Here is a 16,044-nt window from a genome sequence, read left to right as displayed (position 1 = left end):
ATGGGGGTTTAGCTCAGCTGGGAGAGCATCTGCCTTACAAGCAGAGGGTCAGCGGTTCGAACCCGTTAACCCCCATTTTGAGCCGTTAGCTCAGTTGGTAGAGCATCTGACTTTTAATCAGAGGGTCACTGGTTCGAGCCCAGTACGGCTCATAAGTATATGCGGGTGTGGCGGAATTGGCAGACGCACTAGATTTAGGATCTAGCGCCTTACGGCGTGGGGGTTCAAGTCCCTTCACCCGCATTTTATTTTTTTTGTAGTTGCCGGCTTAGCTCAGTTGGTAGAGCATCTGATTTGTAATCAGAGGGTCGAGGGTTCAAATCCTTTAGCCGGCATCGACGCGGAAATAGCTCAGTGGTAGAGCACCACCTTGCCAAGGTGGGGGTCGCGGGTTCGAACCCCGTTTTCCGCTTTCCTGAAGACCAGGGGAAGCACGCCGGGGTGGCGGAACTGGCAGACGCACAGGACTTAAAATCCTGCGGTGAGTGATCACCGTACCGGTTCGATTCCGGTCCTCGGCATTAACAAAATAAGCACCCGTAGCTCAATTGGATAGAGTACTTGACTACGAATCAAGGGGTTAGAGGTTCGAGTCCTCTCGGGTGCATCGTTTTTTTTGTTTTCCGGGAAGTAGCTCAGCTTGGTAGAGTACTTGGTTTGGGACCAAGGTGTCGCAGGTTCGAATCCTGTCTTCCCGATTAAATTGAAGGTGAAAACCTTCTTTTTTTTTACCCAAAATTTAAGAAAGTCATTCTCCTTTATTTCAGACGCTAAATTCGATATAATTATGGTCAGGAATAGTCAATAGGAGGCGGTATTATGAGTAGAAATACCTCTGATTTGATCGAATCTTACTTGAAAAATATTTTAGAAAATAGTGAAATAATTGAAATTCGTCGAGCTGAAATGGCGCAATTATTTAATTGTGTCCCTTCCCAGATAAATTATGTCATCAATACACGTTTTACTTTTCAACGGGGCTATTTGGTGGAGAGCAAACGCGGCGGTGGCGGCTATATTCGAATCAGTAAAGTGAAGATTTCTGATCAACATTACTTTTTGGAACAATTGATGGATTCATTTGGTAATGAGATTTCTGAGGCGAATGCTTTTGGGATTATTCAAAAATTGTTTGAAGAGACTATTATTACTGAAAATGAAGGTAATTTAATGTTAAGTGCAGTTTCTAAAAATAGTCTTGGAATTAGTCAGATTGAAAATAGGCTGCGTGCAAGAATTCTTCATGGATTCTTGGAACGTTTAAGTTATGAGAAGAAGGAGTGAGGGATATGGATCAGCTGTATACAGAACGTGCAAAAGCAGTTTTGGCCATTGCTCAGCAAGAGGCCAAGTATTTTAAACATCGCTCGGTTGGCTCAGAACATTTATTGCTAGCTTTAGTGATTGAGCAGCAAGGAATTGCGGGCAAAACATTGCGGCAAATGAGTTCGAATGAAAATGATGTTCGTGAAGAAATTGAGCACATGACCGGATATGGATCAGTCAAGTCTTATCCTGAAGGTGGCTACTTACCCTATTCTCCTAGAGCCAAACAAATATTGATTTTTGCCGATGATGAAGCGAAACGTTTTAACGCGAAATTAGTCGGAACAGAACACATCTTACTGGGGCTGTTGCGAGACGATGAAATCTTAGCGTCGCATATTTTAGTCAATTTAGGTTTGAGCTTACCTAAGATGCGTCAATTGTTATTGAAAAAAATGGGCGTTAATGAAACTGGAAATAGCAACCAGGGAGCAGGAAATCGTCGTAAAGCGGCGGCTAAACCCGCATCCAATAATTCTCAAGGGACACCAACGTTAGATGGGTTAGCACGGGATTTAACTAAATTGGCACGTGAGAAGCGGCTTGACCCAGTTGTTGGTCGAGACAGTGAAGTTCGTCGGGTTGTTCAAATTTTAAGTCGTCGCACCAAAAATAATCCTGTGTTAGTAGGTGAACCTGGTGTAGGTAAAACAGCGATCGTCGAAGGGTTAGCGCAGCGGATTATTTCTGGTGATGTGCCAGAGGATATGCGGGGAAAACGTCTGATGATGCTGGATATGGGTGCATTAGTGGCCGGTACTAAATATCGTGGTGAATTTGAAGATCGTTTGAAAAAAGTAATTGATGAAATTTACCATGACGGACAAATTATTTTGTTCATTGATGAATTGCATACTTTAATTGGGGCTGGTGGTGCTGAAGGCGCAATCGATGCTTCCAATATTTTGAAACCAGCATTAGCTCGTGGAGAGTTGCAAACGATTGGTGCTACGACCTTAGATGAATACCAAAAGTATATTGAAAAAGATTCCGCTTTAGAACGACGTTTTGCACGGGTACAAGTAGAAGAACCAACGCCAGAAGAAGCAGAAGAAATTTTGAAGGGCTTGCGCCCACGGTATGAAGACCATCACGGTGTAGAGATTACCGATGAAGCTTTACATGCGGCGGTATCCTTATCCGTTCGTTATATTAATTCTCGTCAATTGCCGGATAAAGCCATTGACTTGATGGATGAGTCTTCTGCAAAGGTTCGTTTGGATTCTACGGATGAAGTATCGGAACTTTCTGAACTGGAAGAAGAAGTTGCTGAGTTAGTTTCTGAGAAAGAGAAGGCCATTCAAAACCAAGATTTTGAAGCAGCCGCTCGTTTACGGTTACAAGAAAAGCAACAAGCGGAGATTCTTGAACAGGCCAAAATTAAAGCAGCGAAACAAGAAAATGGGTATCTTGATCAAGTAACGGATGAAGACGTAGCTGCGGTGGTTTCCCAATGGACAGGAGTCCCATTACAACAATTAGAGAAAAAAGAGAGTCAACGCTTGTTAGATTTGGAGAAGGTCTTGCATAAACGAGTTGTTGGTCAAGAAGAAGCGGTCCAAGCAATCTCTCGGGCGATTCGTCGGGCTCGTAGCGGGTTGAAAGATCCGAATCGTCCGATTGGCTCATTTATGTTCTTAGGCCCTACTGGTGTTGGTAAAACAGAATTAGCGAAGGCTTTAGCCGAGGCAATGTTTGGCAGTGAAGAAGCGTTAATTCGAGTGGACATGTCTGAGTACATGGAAAAATACAGCACGAGTCGTTTGATTGGTTCGCCTCCGGGCTATGTTGGCTATGAAGAAGGCGGACAGCTGACAGAAAAAATTCGTCAAAAGCCTTACTCTGTTATTTTGTTAGATGAAGTAGAAAAGGCACATCCAGATGTCTTTAATATTTTATTACAAGTTTTAGATGACGGTCATTTAACAGACTCTAAAGGACGGAAAGTGGATTTCCGCAATACGATTTTGATTATGACGTCGAATATCGGAGCGACAGAGATTCGAGAAGAAAAAAATGTCGGCTTTACCGTGAAGGATATTACCAAAGACCACGTAGCGATGGAAAAACGGATCATGGAAGAATTGAAAAAAGCGTTCCGTCCAGAATTCCTTAACCGAATCGATGAATCGGTTGTCTTCCATTCATTGGATCAAGAACAAATTCATGAGATTGTAAAAATTATGAGCCGTTCTGTCTTGGATCGAATGAAGGAACATGAAATCAAAGTAAAAATCACACCAGCTGCTTATGATGTGATCGGCAAAGTTGGATTTGATCCTGAATATGGCGCGCGTCCAATTCGTCGAGCGTTGCAAAAGGAAATCGAAGACCGCTTGGCTGAAGCTTTATTGTCTGGTCAAATTCAATTAGGTGATACTGTGACGATTGGCGCCAGCAAAGGCAAGATTACGTTGACGGTCAAAAATCACAAAGAAGAAAAGATACCAGAAAAAGTTTAATCACTTTAATCAATCAGAGGATGGGGTTTTTCCCCTCCTCTTTTTTGTGTTAGAAGTTTGGAAAGAAAATTTAGGTGACGACTGCTAACGCTTAGTTGGAAACTTTGGAAAGCTGTGATAGTATGGGAAAGTCTAAAAAAGATGCCCGCTATTTTATGATGAGTGACAGGCTTCAGACGAATTGCTTCGTTGAATGGACTGAAGACAGCGGGTATCCGTGGGACTTTTTGAATTAGGAGGACGTACCATGATCGAATTAATTGCGACGGCGGAATCAATGACGCAAGCAAAAGCCTTATTGGCGGCCGGCGTGGATACTTTATACATAGGAGAAGAGGATTTTGGGCTGCGATTGCCGCATTCTTTTTCTCGTCAGGAGCAAATCGACTTGATTCATTTGGCACATAGTCAAGGGAAGAAAGTCAATATTGCGTTGAATGGCATCATGCATCCAGGAAAAATGAAAAAAATTCCTGAATACTTAGCCTTTTTGGCACAAGCGCAGCCAGATCATGTAGTTGTTGGTGATACGGGTGTGATTTATTTATTGCAAGAATATGATTTGCCTTATATTTATGATGCTGAAACCTTGGTGACAAATGCTCGCCAAATCAATTTTTGGCAGAAAAAGGGCGCTGTTGGAGCGGTCTTAGCGCGAGAAGTTCCTTTTGAAGAAATGAAAAAACTAAAAGGCCACGTAGATGTTCCGGTAGAAATTCTTGTTTATGGGGCGACGTGTATTCATCAATCAAAGCGTCCTTTGCTAGATAATTATTTCAATTATACGAAGCAAGAGGAAAGCGTAGCAAAAGAGCGGGGCTTATTTATCTCTGAGCCGAAGAAGGCGGAAACGCATTATTCGATTTATGAGGATCAGCATGGCACGCATATTTTTGCTGACAATGATTTAAATCTGATTAATGAAGTAGCGGAATTAAATCAAACGGGGTATCAAACGTGGAAATTAGATGGGTTGTTTACACCTGGTGAAAATTTCGTAGCGATCGCAAAAATTTTTGCGGCGGCGAAAGCCGCAGTTGAGCAAAAGACTTGGAACGAAGCGGCGCTAGTCAGCGCGCAGCAAGAAATTCAAAAATACCATCCGGTTGAACGGGGTATGGATACTGGGTTTTATCACTTAGATCCAACCGCGATCAAATAAGGTCAAATTGGAACAAGGAGCAGCAGCATGACAGAGAGAAAATTAAAACGTCCCGAAGTGTTAGCACCAGCTGGGACATTGGAAAAATTAAAAACGGCAATCCATTATGGCGCGGATGCCGTTTATATTGGTGGCGACGCCTATGGTCTACGGTCACGGGCGGGCAACTTTTCTTTTGAAGAAATGGAAGAGGGCGTGGCTTTTGCAAAACAGTATGGCGCGAAAGTATATGTAGCAGCTAACATGGTGACTCATGAAGGAAATGAAGCAGGCGCCGGCGAATTTTTCAAGAAATTACGAGACATCGGTATCTCAGCGGTGATCATTTCCGATCCTGCTTTGATCGAGATCTGTGCCAGTGAAGCACCGGGCTTAGAGATTCATTTATCGACCCAAGCATCGGCTACCAATGCGGAGACTTTGAAGTTTTGGCAAAACGAAGGCTTGGAACGGGTTGTTTTGGCTCGGGAAGTTTCGATGGAGGAATTAGCGGAAATTCGTCGTCATACGGATATTCAAATTGAAGCCTTTATTCATGGCGCAATGTGTATTTCTTATTCCGGTCGTTGTACGCTATCGAATCATATGTCGATGCGGGATGCCAATCGCGGTGGTTGTTCGCAATCTTGTCGTTGGAAATATGAATTATTCGATATGCCTTTTGCCAACGAACATCATTCATTGACGGAGAACGGCGATGTGACGGAAGAATTTTCCATGAGTGCCGTGGACATGTCTATGATCGAACATATTCCTGATTTGATTGAAAACGGCGTGGATAGCTTGAAGATCGAAGGCCGAATGAAATCGATTCACTATGTTTCAACCGTTTCGAATGTTTATAAAGCGGCGGTGGACAGCTATATTTCTGATCCTGAGAATTATGTCTGCAAACAAGAATGGATTGATGAATTATGGAAAGTCGCCCAACGTGAACTAGCGTCCGGGTTTTACTACAATGTACCGACGGAAAACGAACAATTATTCGGTCCCCGTCGTAAAATTCCGGTTTATAAATTCATCGGCGAAGTCTTGAGCTATGACGAAGCTAGCAAAATTGCGACCGTTCGCCAACGGAATCATTTTAGCATCGGCGATGAGATCGAATTTTATGGTCCGAACTTCCATCATTTTGAACAAACCATTACCGAAATGAAAAATGATGAAGGAGAATCCATCGACCGGGCGCCTAACCCAATGATGGTCTTAACGATGCCAGTGGCACAACCAGTCAAACCGGGAGATATGATCCGGAAGAAAAAAGAGTAAACATGCGACCACCTTTACATTCAAGGTGGTCTTTTTCTAACGATCTAGGCAAAAAAACGTCTTTTTCACAAGAAATGGATTAGAATGACTTTATCAGGAAAACTAGGGGGCAGATGAATGAAAGAATATGATTACATTGTGGTCGGCGGCGGTAGCGGCGGAATTGCGTCAGCGAATCGGGCCGGTATGTATGGGGCAAAAGTATTATTAATTGAAGCGAATAAAATTGGCGGGACGTGTGTCAATGTCGGCTGCGTGCCTAAAAAAGTCATGTGGCAAGCGAGTACGATGTTAGAGACGATCGAACGAGATGCACCTAGTTACGGTGTGCAAGCAGCGGTTGAAAAATTTGATTTTAACGAATTAGTAGCCCGTCGTGAGAAATATATCGACTTTTTACACGGTGCGTATTATCGCGGATTAGACAGCAACCACGTTGAACGAATCGAAGGCTATGCGACCTTTAAATCCGATCATGTAGTAACCGTGAATGGTGAAGAGTATACGGCGCCTCATATTCTGATTGCTACTGGTGGTCGGCCAAGTCAAATGAAGATTCCTGGTGGTGAGTTGGCGATTGATTCGAATGGCTTTTTTGAATTGACGGAACAACCGAAAGAAGTGGTTGTTTTAGGTGCAGGCTACATCGCGGCGGAATTAAGCGGCGTGTTGCAAGGCATGGGGACGCAGGTTCATTGGGCGTTTCGCTATGATCATCCGTTACGGACCTTTGATAAAATGATTACAGAAAATTTAGTAGAGATTTATCGTGACAATCATATGAAACTCTATGACCATCACGTAGCCAAAGAAATCAAGCAAAATGCTGACGGCACCTACACCGTCTACTTTGAAAATGGCAATACCTTGTCTGGGGATAAAGTCTTATTTGCCGGTGGCCGTTTGCCTAATACCGATAAGCTTGGTTTGGAAAATACGTCCGTTACTTTGAATGAAAAAGGCTTTGTGATCGTCGATAAGTTCCAAAACACGACCAGCGACGGCGTGTATTCAGTTGGGGATGTAATTGGCAAGATCGACTTGACGCCTGTGGCGATCGCAGCGGGTCGTCGGTTATCTGAGCGGGTCTTCAACGGCAAATCGGAAGAATTTTTAGACTATGAAAATGTGCCGACCGTAATCTTTACTCATCCAACGATCGCGACGATTGGGATTTCAGAAGAAGAGGCGATTGCGCGTCACGGCAAGGAGCAAATCAAGGTTTACCGTTCACGTTTTACGCCGATGTATTTTGCGTTAAGTGATTATCGTCAAAAATGTGAGATGAAACTCGTCTGCTTAGGCGAAGAAGAAAAAATCATCGGACTTCACGCAATCGGTGTGGGGGTCGATGAAATGCTACAAGGTTTTGCGGTTGCGATCAAGATGGGCGCAACGAAGAAGGATTTCGATGATACCGTCGCGATCCATCCGACTGGTAGTGAGGAATTCGTTACGATGCGTTAACAGTAAAAAAGCGTTTTGCCTAATGTTGGCAAGACGCTTTTTTGTTTAGATTGAAAAATGAAATGTCCTAGTGTTATTGAATCGAACTTAAACTGATCTCGCCAGAAGAAAGGGTCATGCGTTCAGTACCAAGATCAACGACTAATTCCCCCGTATCAGTGATGGCCACAGCTGTTCCGATATAGTTCTGGTCTTGACGTTTGAAGGTAATTTTTTTTCCTAGTACAAAAGATTTTTTACGGTAGCTTTCAAGGGCCGTTTTTTGGTCGTTAAGTAGTGCAAAGAACCGATTCCAAATGTTGATAATTAATTGGTTTCTAGTGGCAGACGCTTTACCGTCGGGAAATAATGAAGTCGCCTTGGCTTGTAAGTCCTCAGGATAAGCTGTTTGAGGAATGGAAAAATTGATACCCATGCCGATGATGATGTACTTTAATGAATTGGTTTCAACATCGGTCATTGCTTCAGACAAAATGCCTGCAACCTTTTTCTGGTTCAAATAAATATCATTGACCCATTTGATTTGACTATCAACTGCTAACAGCTCATCGATCGCTTCTGCGACCGCCACTGCCATTAAGACGGTGTATTGCGGTAGTTCTTGTAGCTGTTCGCTCGGTTCTAACAAGAGACTCATATAGATTCCTTGTTGCTTGGCGGCAAAAAAAGGCCGGTTGAAACGTCCATGTGGCGCTTCTTGCATATCCGCCACTATTAGTAAGGGTGATTTTTTTCCTTCTACCACGGCTAACTGAGCATCTTTCATGGTAGAGGCAGAGGTCTCTACTACGGTAACTTCGATGGGCTGCTGGATTTGGGTTTGGATTTCTTTGGCATCCAAAATATCGGAAGGCTGGTAACGGTAGCCATTGGCTAAATGCTGAATCTGATAGCCTTTTTTTTCTAATTCTTTGATGGCTTTCCAAATCGCTGTGCGGGAAACACCGATCTCTTGGGCTAAGGCTTCTCCGGATAAAATCCGATCTGCTTGTTTTAATTGGGCTAACACTTTTTCTTTGGTGGTCAAAGAGATCCCTCCTTACATTCTTTATAAAGAATGTACAAATTTTTCACATGAATTGACCGCTTTACAGCAGGTGTATCCATGTCTGAATTCACGAACTAGCTTTATTAGCAATAAGTAAAGCCGAGTTCGCGAAAGCCGTTCTTAATTAAATGCTCTTTTCTTGCTCAGTGTAACAAAAAAACAGGCTGCGTAAAAGCAGCCTGCTAAGAAAGAAGGATCGTTTTAATGATTAACTTTAACTAAGCAGCAAGGCATCATCTTTAAGCTCGACGCCAGAGTTTTGATGGAATAGGTCCATTAATTTTGGTACCGTCAAGTTTTGTTTTTCAGATTGCTTCAGGTCTAACGCGATTTCACCTTGGTGCAGCATGATCAGACGGTTGCCGTAACGGATTGCGTCTTCCATGTTGTGGGTCACCATGAAGGCGGTCAAGGCTTGCTCGCGAATCAAGCGTTCGGTCAGCTCCATGACGGTCAAGGAGGTTTTAGGATCTAGTGCCGCTGTGTGCTCATCGAGTAAAATCAGATCAGGTCGTTGCAAAGTCGCCATTAATAAGGTGATTGCTTGGCGTTGACCGCCGGAAAGTAGCCCGATCTCTGCATCTAACCGATTTTCTAGATTTAGGTTCAGCATGGCTAACTGTTCTTTGAAAAAGCTACGATCTTTATTTTTTACACCTAAGGAAAAACCACGTTTATGTCCGCGTTTCATGGCTAAGGCTAAATTTTCTTCCACCGATAAGCGGACCGCTGTCCCCATCTTCGGATCTTGAAAGACACGGCTGATTTTTTTTGAGCGTCGTGTGACCGAATGCTTGGTGATGTTTTCTTCATTTAGAAACATTTGGCCTTCCTCAATCGGCAAGGTACCAGCAATGCTATTTAACAAAGTTGATTTACCGGCACCGTTCCCGCCGATGATCGTGACAAATTCACCAGGATTTAGGTCGAGATTAATGCCTTTTAGCGCATGGTTTTCATTGATAGTGCCACGTTCAAAGTATTGATGTAAATTATTAATTTTTAAGACTGCTTGCATTATTTTTCTCTCCTTTCTTTCCCGTTTGCGGCTTCTTTAGTGTGAATTTTGCTCGAATCTGCGGTAAGGATAAGCAGATGACTAAAACAATCGCTGAAGCCAATTTAGAATCCGTCGGTTCGACATTTAATTCGAAGACGAGGGCCAAAATGAAACGGTAAATAATCGCGCCTGCGGCAATCGTCAATAAACGGATCAGGATCGGTTTGTTCCGCAGTAAGACTTCCGCGATAATAATCGATGCTAGTCCAATAACGATGGTACCGACCCCCGAGTTTAAATCGGCAAAGCCGTTATTTTGCGCTAGGAGGGCACCGGATAAAGCGATGCTGCCGTTTGAGATCATATAACCTAAAAGCTTCATATTTTCAGTCCGAATCCCGTTTGCTTCACTCATGTCTGGATTATCCCCTGTCGCACGAACAGCTAGGCCAATCTCTGTCCGGAAAAATAATACTAATAGTAAGATGACCAATAAGACAATCAATAAACCGATCAGAATGACCGCATTATTTTTTGATAGCCCCATGTTTTGGGCGGCAGTGAAGACGGTACTTTCACCTAATAAGGCGATGTTGGGAGCCCCCATGACCCTTGAGGTGACGGAGTACAACCCGGTCATCGTGATGATTCCGGCTAACAGAGCAGGAATTTTGAATTTCGTGTTCAAAATTCCGGTAACGAGCCCCGCTAGCATTCCTCCACCAAAGGCTAAGAGGGTCGCTACGATTGGATGCAGTCCGTTGACAATTCCGATTGCTGCAATCCCACCGCCTAATGGAAAACTTCCTTCGGCGGTCAGATCTGCAATATCTAAAATGCGAAACGTCATGTAGACCCCAATCGCTAAAAGGGACCAAAGCAGGCCTTGTGACATTGCAGATAATAATAGAGAAATGAGATTCATGATTCGTCCTTCTTTCTTTGGAAAACTTGATTATTTTGGTTCTTTGATACTGTCTGGATCGATGCCTAAAGCTTTAGCCATGTCCTTGTTAACCACTAATTTCAAGGTGTCCGCAGATTCAACGGGTGTGTCGGCTGGTTTTGCATCACCGTCCAGGATCTTAGCGGCCATTTTACCGGTTTGCTTTCCTAATGCTTTGTAGTCGATCCCGACCGTAGCTAATCCGCCATCGTCGATTTGTTCTGTTGAGCCGGCGACTAATGGGATTTTCTTTTCCTTCACCACATCACCGATAACAGCCGCTGCGCTGGCGAAGGTATTGTCTGTTGGTACATAGATGCCATCCGTTTCATTGGCTAAAGACTCGGTAACTTGTTGGACGTCATTGGTGGTGTTGGCGGTTTTTATTTTGACCTTAACGCCGGCTTTCTTCAAAGCTTTTTCAGCTAAGTCCGCTTGAATTTTCGAATTGGTTTCGCCAGCGTTGTACATGATCCCAATTGATTTTGCATCAGGTACGATCGATAGCAACAAGTCAATTTGTTTGTCGATCGGCACCATATCCGTTGTTCCTGTGACGTTTCCGCCGGGTTTTTTATCGCTTTTGACTAACTTTGCTTCTTTCAAGTCTGTGACTGCGGTTACGGCGATGGGGATTTCCGTCGTGCCGTTTAGTAAGGACTGGGCTGCAGGTGTTGCGATCCCTAACAATAGATCCGGGTCTTCTTTGATTAATTTCTCACTCATACTTTTTAAGTTATCTTGATTGTTTTGAGCATTTTGATAATCGATTTCTAAATTATCACCTTCCTTATAACCGCCTTCGGCCAAGCCTTCTTTAAAGCCGTCATAGGCGTTGTCTAAGGAAGCATGTTGAACTAATTGTAAAACCCCTACGTGTTTCATGTTGTCATCGCTGGCTGTCTCTTTACTGCCGCAGGCCCCTAACATCAATAAACTAATTAATCCGATTCCTGCTAATACTGTTTTTTTCATTTTCTTTCTCTCCTTTTGATCTATCCTTTGTAATCAATTGTTTGTGCCAAGCCTTTTTTTAACTAAAAAAATCACCCGCTTAGAAGTGTCGAAACTCTAAGCGGGTGATGTGAATGCAAAAATATTTATGCTGCTTCATTCAAGCCACTTAGATTTTCTCTATGCGGCCGTTGGTACGTTGAAATGCTCTAGCCATCATAGATACAAAAAACACTCAGGTCGTTTGTATCCATCATGATGAATACAAACCTATCTAAAATAGCTAAAGTAATAGCGGTTATTCAGTTGTGAGTTTTGTTTGGCTAACATAAGAACAACCTCCAACTTGTTAAGATGTAAATTAGTATACGGTAAGAAAAATGAGATGTCAATAATAAAGAGAAGAATATTCTGAATATTCAAAAATGTATGCAGAATGAACATAGATGGAATTTACTGAAAGTTTTAAGAAAAAGTTGCGACGACTGAAGTTAAGTCTTGAGACTATTGACTTTTATGTTTTTCTCATGTATCATATTAATTTGCTAAAACTATCTGAAATGATGACAGGCAGGAACGAAATATTGTCCGTTCCGGCTTTTAATAGGGAACAAAAGTAGAAGCTCGCGAATAAATTTTCAAGAGAACGTTCTATTTTTGGTTTTTTTTTGCCTAAAAGCCGCAAAAAATGTCAGGTGTTACACAATTTTAATTTTTGTAACATAAATGTAATTTATCTTCGGATCGGTTTTCAAACTTTTAAGAGGGGTGAAGAACTTGGCTGGACACGTAGTAAAGTACGGAAAACACCGAGAACGTAGAAGCTTCGCACGAATCAGTGAAGTGTTGGAATTACCGAATTTGATCGAAATTCAAACAGATTCTTATCAATGGTTCCTAGAGGAGGGCTTGCGAGAGATGTTTGAAGACATTTTGCCAATTGAAGATTTTAATGGAAACTTGTCACTTGAATTTGTTGACTATGAATTAAAAGAACCTAAATACACGGTTGCGGAGGCTCGTTCACACGATGCAAACTATTCTGCACCATTACATGTTGTATTACGTTTAGTAAACCGCGAAACGGGTGAAATCAAATCCCAAGAAGTATTCTTTGGTGATTTCCCATTAATGACCGAACAAGGAACCTTTATCATCAACGGAGCAGAACGGGTTATCGTTTCTCAATTAGTTCGTTCTCCGGGCGTTTATTTCCACGGGAAAGTGGATAAAAACGGAAAAGAAGGTTTTGGTTCAACCGTCATTCCTAACCGTGGTGCTTGGTTAGAAATGGAAACAGACGCAAAGGACATTTCTTATGTTCGAATCGACCGGACCCGTAAGATTCCTTTGACTACGTTAGTACGTGCACTAGGTTTCGGTTCAGATGATACTATCTTCGAAATCTTTGGCGAAAGCGAATCATTACGTAACACAATCGAAAAAGATTTACACAAAAACCCAAGTGATTCTCGTACCGAAGAAGGGTTGAAAGACGTTTACGAACGTTTACGTCCCGGCGAACCTAAAACAGCAGACAGCTCTCGTAGCTTGTTAACAGCTCGTTTCTTCGATCCAAAACGTTACGACTTAGCCAATGTTGGTCGTTACAAAGTAAATAAAAAATTAGACCTTAAAACTCGTCTATTGAACTTAACGTTAGCTGAAACTTTAGTGGATGCTGAAACCGGCGAAATCATCGTGGAAAAAGGCACTGTTTTGACCCATCAAGTAATGGAAGATTTAGGACCACACTTGGAAAATGGCTTGAACTCAGTCACTTACTACCCATCAGAAGACGCTGTTGTAACAGATCCAATGACGGTTCAAGTAATTAAAGTCTTTTCACCAAAAGATCCAGAACGCGAAGTAACGGTGATTGGTAACGCCTATCCAGATGCTTCTGTTCGCACAGTTCGTCCTGGCGATATCATTGCTTCAATGAGCTATTTCTTGAACTTAATGGAAGGAATCGGCAATGTGGATGATATCGACCACTTAGGAAATCGTCGGATCCGTTCAGTAGGTGAATTGTTACAAAACCAATTCCGGATCGGTTTAGCTCGGATGGAACGGGTTGTTCGTGAACGGATGTCTATACAAGATCAAGAAACGTTGACACCGCAACAATTAATCAATATTCGTCCAGTGGTTGCCAGCATCAAAGAATTCTTTGGTTCTTCTCAGTTGTCACAGTTCATGGACCAAACCAACCCACTAGGTGAGTTGACCCATAAACGTCGTCTATCTGCCTTAGGACCTGGTGGTTTGACTCGTGACCGTGCCGGCTATGAAGTTCGAGACGTTCACTATTCCCACTATGGCCGTATGTGTCCGATTGAAACCCCCGAAGGTCCAAACATCGGGCTGATCAACAGTTTGGCATCTTACGCGAAAGTAAATAAATTTGGTTTCATCGAAACACCGTATCGTCGTGTGGATCGTTCAACTGGTAAAGTAACTGATAAGATCGATTACCTAACTGCTGACATCGAAGACCATTACGTAGTTGCCCAAGCAAACAGTAAGTTAAACGAAGACGGCAGTTTTGCTGAAGAAGTCGTGATGGCTCGTGCAACTTCTGAAAACTTGGAAGTAACGATTGATAAGATCGATTACATGGATGTTTCACCAAAACAAGTAGTCGCAGTCGCAACAGCTTGTATCCCATTCTTGGAAAACGATGACTCTAACCGTGCCTTGATGGGTGCCAACATGCAGCGGCAAGCTGTACCGTTGATCCAACCACGTTCTCCATGGGTTGGTACTGGTATGGAATATAAAGCAGCACATGACTCAGGGGCTGCATTGTTATGTAAAAATGATGGGGTAGTCGAATTCGTTGATGCACACGAAGTTCGTGTTCGTCGCGACAATGGCGCCTTAGATAAATACGATATTACGAAGTTCCGTCGTTCAAACACAGGGACTAGCTACAACCAACGTCCATTAGTTGGTCTAGGCGAACAAGTTGAAGTCGGCGACATCTTAGCTGACGGTCCTTCAATGGAAAACGGCGAATTGGCTCTAGGTCAAAACGTTGTCGTAGCCTTCATGACTTGGGAAGGGTACAACTATGAAGATGCCATCATCATGAGCCGTCGTTTGGTGAAAGATGATGTCTACACATCAATTCATATTGAAGAATATGAATCAGAAGCACGTGATACAAAATTAGGACCTGAAGAAATTACCCGCGAAATTCCTAACGTTGGGGAAGATACTTTGAAGAACTTAGACGAAATGGGGATTATCCGCATTGGTGCTGAAGTTCATGATGGCGATTTATTAGTAGGTAAAGTCACTCCTAAAGGGGTAACGGAATTATCTGCGGAAGAACGTCTATTACACGCGATCTTTGGTGAAAAAGCCCGTGAAGTTCGTGATACATCTCTACGTGTCCCTCACGGTGGTGGCGGAATTGTTCATGATGTGAAGATCTTTACTCGTGAAGCAGGCGATGAATTATCACCAGGTGTGAACATGTTAGTGCGCGTCTATATCGTGCAAAAACGTAAGATTCATGAAGGGGATAAAATGGCCGGCCGTCACGGAAATAAAGGGGTCGTTTCTCGCATCATGCCAGAAGAAGATATGCCATATCTACCAGATGGTACACCCGTTGATGTCATGTTGAATCCATTAGGGGTACCTTCTCGGATGAACATCGGACAAGTATTGGAGTTACACTTAGGAATGGCCGCTCGCCAATTAGGCATCCATGTTGCAACACCAGTCTTTGATGGAGCGCAAGATAGCGATGTTTGGGAAACTGTCCGTGAAGCACGGATGGCCGCAGATGCTAAGACGGTTCTTTATGACGGTCGTACCGGTGAACCATTTGATAACCGGATCTCTGTTGGGGTTATGTACATGATTAAATTGGCCCACATGGTCGATGATAAATTGCATGCTCGTTCAATTGGACCTTACTCACTTGTTACGCAACAACCATTAGGTGGTAAAGCGCAATTTGGTGGACAACGTTTTGGGGAAATGGAAGTATGGGCACTGGAAGCTTATGGTGCTGCTTACACGTTACAAGAAATCTTGACTTACAAATCAGATGATGTGGTTGGTCGTGTGAAAACTTACGAAGCCATCGTCAAAGGTGAACCTATTCCAAAACCAGGTGTGCCTGAATCTTTCCGCGTATTAGTGAAAGAATTACAAGCGCTTGGTTTAGATATGCAAGTCCTAGATATTAATGACAAAGAAATCGAGTTACGAGACATGGATGATGATGATGACGACTTGATCACCGTTGATGCTTTGACTAAATATGCAGAACAACAACAATCTGCGAAAGAAGTTGAAGCAAAAGCGGCTGCTGAAAGCGCGGAACAAAAATCAGATTTGATCCAAGAAATCGAAACTGCAGAAGACTTATAAGAAGTCGTGATTGTCTTA

General features: G+C 42.9%; 10 protein-coding genes and 8 tRNA genes. 14 read left to right on the top strand and 4 right to left on the bottom strand.

Features of this window, described 5'->3' with window-relative positions:
• Nucleotides 1–2: 2 nt before the first annotated feature.
• The 13 genes from FFM67_RS11285 (at nt 3) to gor (ending at nt 7,686) form a co-directional block, all read left to right on the top strand.
• Nucleotides 3–75, top strand: a tRNA-Val gene (locus FFM67_RS11285).
• A gap of 4 nt (nt 76–79) precedes the next feature.
• Nucleotides 80–152, top strand: a tRNA-Lys gene (locus tag FFM67_RS11280).
• Between the two features lie 9 nt (nt 153–161).
• A tRNA-Leu gene (locus FFM67_RS11275) sits at nt 162–243 on the top strand.
• Between the two features lie 19 nt (nt 244–262).
• Nucleotides 263–335: transfer RNA gene (locus FFM67_RS11270), tRNA-Thr, on the top strand.
• 5 nt (nt 336–340) lie between these two features.
• Nucleotides 341–412: transfer RNA gene (locus tag FFM67_RS11265), tRNA-Gly, on the top strand.
• Nucleotides 413–435: 23 nt separating this feature from the next.
• Nucleotides 436–521, top strand: a tRNA-Leu gene (locus FFM67_RS11260).
• A gap of 12 nt (nt 522–533) precedes the next feature.
• A tRNA-Arg gene (locus tag FFM67_RS11255) sits at nt 534–607 on the top strand.
• Nucleotides 608–624: 17 nt separating this feature from the next.
• Nucleotides 625–698: transfer RNA gene (locus FFM67_RS11250), tRNA-Pro, on the top strand.
• 118 nt (nt 699–816) lie between these two features.
• The gene (locus FFM67_RS11245; RefSeq protein WP_281279109.1) at nt 817–1,284 is read left to right on the top strand and encodes a CtsR family transcriptional regulator; all 468 of its coding nucleotides are present in this window, start codon (nt 817–819) and stop codon (nt 1,282–1,284) included.
• A gap of 5 nt (nt 1,285–1,289) precedes the next feature.
• Nucleotides 1,290–3,788, top strand: a complete 2,499-nt coding sequence (locus FFM67_RS11240; protein ID WP_137614651.1) for an ATP-dependent Clp protease ATP-binding subunit — start codon at nt 1,290–1,292, stop codon at nt 3,786–3,788.
• 247 nt (nt 3,789–4,035) lie between these two features.
• Complete coding sequence (locus FFM67_RS11235) at nt 4,036–4,950, top strand: peptidase U32 family protein (RefSeq protein WP_137614650.1); 915 nt, start codon at nt 4,036–4,038, stop codon at nt 4,948–4,950.
• Nucleotides 4,951–4,977: 27 nt separating this feature from the next.
• Entirely contained in the window at nt 4,978–6,219 is a 1,242-nt protein-coding gene (locus FFM67_RS11230) for a peptidase U32 family protein (protein ID WP_137614649.1), read from the top strand.
• 117 nt (nt 6,220–6,336) lie between these two features.
• Nucleotides 6,337–7,686, top strand: a complete 1,350-nt coding sequence (gor, locus tag FFM67_RS11225) for a glutathione-disulfide reductase (protein WP_137614648.1) — start codon at nt 6,337–6,339, stop codon at nt 7,684–7,686.
• 73 nt (nt 7,687–7,759) lie between these two features.
• Here gor and FFM67_RS11220 read toward each other — a convergent pair whose 3' ends face one another.
• The 4 genes from FFM67_RS11220 to FFM67_RS11205 all read right to left on the bottom strand — a co-directional run bounded on the left by FFM67_RS11220 (nt 7,760) and on the right by FFM67_RS11205 (nt 11,655).
• The gene (locus tag FFM67_RS11220) at nt 7,760–8,713 is read right to left on the bottom strand and encodes a biotin--[acetyl-CoA-carboxylase] ligase (protein ID WP_137614647.1); all 954 of its coding nucleotides are present in this window, start codon (nt 8,711–8,713) and stop codon (nt 7,760–7,762) included.
• A 235-nt stretch (nt 8,714–8,948) separates the two neighbouring features.
• Nucleotides 8,949–9,752: an ABC transporter ATP-binding protein gene (locus FFM67_RS11215; protein WP_137614646.1), complete on the bottom strand. Its 804-nt coding sequence runs from the start codon at nt 9,750–9,752 to the stop codon at nt 8,949–8,951.
• Entirely contained in the window at nt 9,730–10,659 is a 930-nt protein-coding gene (locus FFM67_RS11210; protein ID WP_137614645.1) for an ABC transporter permease, read from the bottom strand. The genes FFM67_RS11215 and FFM67_RS11210 overlap by 23 nt, the downstream gene beginning before the upstream one ends.
• Nucleotides 10,660–10,689: 30 nt before the next feature.
• Nucleotides 10,690–11,655, bottom strand: a complete 966-nt coding sequence (locus FFM67_RS11205; RefSeq protein ID WP_137614644.1) for an ABC transporter substrate-binding protein — start codon at nt 11,653–11,655, stop codon at nt 10,690–10,692.
• 756 nt (nt 11,656–12,411) lie between these two features.
• Here FFM67_RS11205 and rpoB point away from each other — a divergent pair.
• Nucleotides 12,412–16,026: a DNA-directed RNA polymerase subunit beta gene (gene rpoB, locus FFM67_RS11200; protein WP_170178039.1), complete on the top strand. Its 3,615-nt coding sequence runs from the start codon at nt 12,412–12,414 to the stop codon at nt 16,024–16,026.
• Nucleotides 16,027–16,044: the final 18 nt, after the last annotated feature.

Source organism: Enterococcus viikkiensis (assembly GCF_005405345.1).
GTDB classification, from domain to species: domain Bacteria; phylum Bacillota; class Bacilli; order Lactobacillales; family Enterococcaceae; genus Enterococcus_A; species Enterococcus_A viikkiensis.
This window is presented reverse-complemented; position numbering and strand designations above follow the sequence as displayed.

Bases quoted from the DNA above. Each gene is read 5' to 3' on its own strand.
- FFM67_RS11215 (WP_137614646.1), bottom strand. From the start codon at position 9,752: ATGCAAGCAGTCTTAAAAATTAATAATTTACATCAATACTTTGAACGT.
- FFM67_RS11240 (WP_137614651.1), top strand. From the start codon at position 1,290: ATGGATCAGCTGTATACAGAACGTGCAAAAGCAGTTTTGGCCATTGCT.
- FFM67_RS11230 (WP_137614649.1), top strand. From the start codon at position 4,978: ATGACAGAGAGAAAATTAAAACGTCCCGAAGTGTTAGCACCAGCTGGG.
- gor (WP_137614648.1), top strand. From the start codon at position 6,337: ATGAAAGAATATGATTACATTGTGGTCGGCGGCGGTAGCGGCGGAATT.
- FFM67_RS11210 (WP_137614645.1), bottom strand. From the start codon at position 10,659: ATGAATCTCATTTCTCTATTATTATCTGCAATGTCACAAGGCCTGCTT.
- FFM67_RS11235 (WP_137614650.1), top strand. From the start codon at position 4,036: ATGATCGAATTAATTGCGACGGCGGAATCAATGACGCAAGCAAAAGCC.
- FFM67_RS11205 (WP_137614644.1), bottom strand. From the start codon at position 11,655: ATGAAAAAAACAGTATTAGCAGGAATCGGATTAATTAGTTTATTGATG.